The following is a 3,675-nucleotide window of genomic DNA, read 5'->3' on the forward strand; positions in this document are numbered from 1 at the left end:
GAACGATCCCCTCACCAAGTGAACCATCAAAATTATACGCCTGAGTTTTTCGGTCATTCGCAAAATTCACCCACCCAGAATCCTCACGGTAAAACCAGCTAATCTTAAATCCATTTAAATCAACATTAAGCTTTAACGCTGAAGTTTCTACGGTACATTCACCGTTATTATTACTAAACTCATAGCTTGGTAGTGAAAAACCGCTTGTATCCAAACGTTTGCGCCCCTCCAATGGAACATCTGCCTGCCCGGGTGCGACGCTCCAAGTTTTATCTAGTTGTAACTCTTCACCGTCTGTAAACAAAACTCTGATAATGTCCGTTTCAAGTACCATAATTTTCGCGTATATGTTACTCTCTGCTAGTTCAAATTGAAGAATATTATTAGCTTCATTCAAGAAAGTAAATTGATAATTCTCTTTAATACTCATGTCGCATCTCCTTTACTGTGCATGTATTATAAAATAGTATGTCAAGCTGCTCCCTAATAAAAGTTTATAAATATTGCCTTTACTAGCTCCTATTCAAAATACTTTTATCAAATTCTTTTAGTTAAAGTTGCTTCTCTCTTTCAAGTCCGCAACAATTTTACTGTATAAATTATCTGTAAGGTTATAAAAGAAAAATAAAATGATTAATCCAATAATATTAAGAGCCGCCGGAGCAATAAATAATAACCCCTTAAGACCTAACAATGTACCTGAAGACTGCTGAATATTTGGAACGTACCCAATTAGACTCAGTGCAACTCCTGGAATAAAACCCGCCAAAGCCTGCGCAAGCTTTCGGAAGAAACTGTATGTTGAGTAAACAATGCCTTCTGTACGTTCTCCCGAATTCCACTCATGATAGTCAATGGAATCAGCAATCATTACCCACGGTAGACCAAGGGCAAATGCTAATGCAAAGTTTCCTAATGAAAAAATAGTTAAAAATGTTACTGTACTTGTTGGTAATATAAAATTTAAAACATCACAGGCAATGCAAACTAAAAGCCCAAGCATGAATGTATTTTTCTTCCCTATTCTTTTTACCATTGCTGGGATGAACATTGAACCAACTACAGCAAGCCCTATACTTAAAAAGGAAAGTATTGACATTAATTCTGGGCTTTTTAAATTATACTCCAAATAGTACAACTGAACAGCGTTGCGAATATTGGAAGAAGCAATCATGAATAACGCTGCTAAACACAATACAATAAGAGGACGGTTTGAAAACAATGCTTTGAATAGTTTAGATAAAGGCACCTTTTCGTTTCTTGGGGCTCTAATAACGTTTTCTTTAGTATTACGATAGCAAATTAAATGAAACAAAATTCCCAATATTGACATCACAGATATAGCCACGATGTACCCCACTTCTTTATTAGCAAACTGTAGCACAATAGGAATTACCACTACTCCTGAAATAAGAAGGGCTGTTTGACTACCAATTGCTCTAAATGAACCCAAAGATGCACGATCAATTGGATCTTGTGTCATCGCTGCAGATAAAGAACCATATGGGATATTAACAAATGAATAGGCTAGCCCAAATCCCATATAGGTAGCAAATGCCCAAACAATCTTTCCGGTGTCTGAAAAGTTTGGAGCCAAAAACGAGATGACCGTCATTAATGCTAGAGGAACTGTTCCCCATAAAATGAAAGGTCGGAACTTTCCTCTTTTTGAGATATTTGTTCTTGAATCTACAAATGCACCAACACTTGTATCCGCAAACGCGTCAAATATTTTAGAAATTAAAAATACTAGCCCTCCCCAGTAAGCAGAGATTCCCAAAACATCTGTATAAAATTTCAGAAGGTATAACTGCCCCATATCAAACATAAGTCCGTTACCAATATCACCAAAACCATAAGACATCTTTTCTTTAAAAGTTAGCTTTTTAGAAACCGTAACTACTGGCCTTTTACTTGGAACCACTGGTAATACCATATAACTATCCCCTCTTTCTCCCATTTACAATTCCGTTTTGTAAACCCTTTCATTAAGAAGTAGACATAGATGTTTCAATATTTAAAATCTATCACACTCCTTTCAGATGTCTCTTTTTCAGTTAGTAGCCCACAAACTTAAAGCATCAATTTTCTCTTTTCTTTAACTCTTTCCATACTTGTTCATATACTTTTTTTAAAGGAACGCTGTAAGTCTCAGCAATGAACTTACAATCTTCAAATTCTGGTGCCCTTTGTACAACTTCACCTTTCATAAGTCCGGTTTTTACTGTAACGCTTCCCCATTCGGTTTCTACTTTATGGAATTCTCGTTCCAGCCGGTGAACCGACAATGGATAATAGCGAATTCCCAAAGTTGTTGTTTCCTGAAATAAAATCTCCTTTATTTTATCTACATATGCCTCTGCACAAAGCAGCTGAAGCAAAACACCTGGTCTGTTTTTCTTCATGTAAATAGACGTGTAAAAGACATCGTTGGCTCCGGACTCTAAAAGCAAGTCCATAATATATCCCAGTAATTCGCCAGAAATATCGTCAAGATTCACTTCCATTTTTATCATTTTACGATCGATGTGCTCCAAGTTAGGAGGAATGTGTGAAGACAAAATAGTCTCTCCTTTCGTTTAGTTCTTGTTTACTTTGAGATACGATACTTCAGACTTTCAATTTTCCTCACCAATGATTACTCGGAGCACGTTAGGATGTTTTTCAAAATCTTTTGTTCCTGCTCCATACCCCACTGATTGTACTGTCATGGAAGGAACTGTACAGAATTCTTCTGAAAGCACTGATACAATAGCTGCACCTGTAGGCGTGGTTAACTCGCTTTTTATATTGCTTTGCTGAAGAGGAACACCTTTTAATATTTCTAAAGTAGCAGGTGCAGGGATTGGATAAATCCCATGATCAATATGTACTTTACCAGCACCTACACAAACAGGTGATGATTTTATTTTTCGAATTTCTAGTTTGTTTATCAAAATGGAAGCTCCTACAATATCTATAATCGAGTCTACAGCTCCGACTTCGTGAAAGTGTACCTTTTCTAAAGGAATACCGTGAATGAGACCTTCAGCTTCCCCAATTTTCCTAAAAATGTTTAACGAAGTTTCTTTCACTTCTTGAGATAATTGACTTCCGTCGATTAGCTTTACAATATCTTGATAGGTACGATGACTATGGTGATGGGTGTGTTCGTGATGATCGCTATGTTCATGTTCGTGATGGTGGTGGATATCTTCATGTTTATGATTATGTTGATGTCCATCAGCATACTTGTGATCAGCTGTTTCCGATAGTTCTACATCAAACTTCGTACTAGAGATTCCATTTTTCACAACTTTTCTCCAGCTTAATTTATACTCTTCAGAAATATTTAGTTTTTTAAGCTCCTCTTCTAAAAGAGTTGAATCTCCTCCAGCATCAATGAGTGCACCAATAAACATATCACCACTAATGCCTGAAAAGCAGTCAAGATAAAGCGTTCTCATTATGTTTAGCTCCTTTTTGAATTAATCGGTGAATCAAAGCAGCGTTGTAAGCAGCGCCGAACCCATTATCAATATTAACTACGCTAATTCCGGAAGAACATGAATTTAGCATAGTTAATAAAGCTGATAATCCGTTAAAATTTGCTCCATAACCAATGCTAGTAGGTACAGCAATAACCGGATGGGAAACCAATCCACCAACAACGCTTGGAAGAGCTCCTTCCATACC

At 36.8% G+C, this 3,675-nt stretch carries 2 protein-coding genes and 2 pseudogenes; all 4 read right to left on the reverse strand.

Annotated elements, in window-relative coordinates; all coding sequences use genetic code 11:
* A pseudogene (locus AC1DRF_RS19460) lies at positions 1–430 on the reverse strand (alpha-glucosidase); the annotation flags it as partial.
* A gap of 117 nt (positions 431–547) precedes the next feature.
* On the reverse strand, positions 548–1,936 hold the full coding sequence (locus AC1DRF_RS19465; protein ID WP_427075848.1) for a glycoside-pentoside-hexuronide (GPH):cation symporter: 1,389 nt from the start codon (positions 1,934–1,936) through the stop codon (positions 548–550).
* A gap of 145 nt (positions 1,937–2,081) precedes the next feature.
* Positions 2,082–3,446, reverse strand: a pseudogene (gene larC, locus AC1DRF_RS19470) (nickel pincer cofactor biosynthesis protein LarC).
* Positions 3,427–3,675: AIR carboxylase family protein (locus AC1DRF_RS19475; protein ID WP_477741440.1), on the reverse strand; the 249-nt coding region annotated here is incomplete at its 5' end. The pseudogene larC and the gene AC1DRF_RS19475, both read right to left, overlap by 20 nt.

This window comes from Priestia sp. P5_B4 (assembly GCF_056400385.1).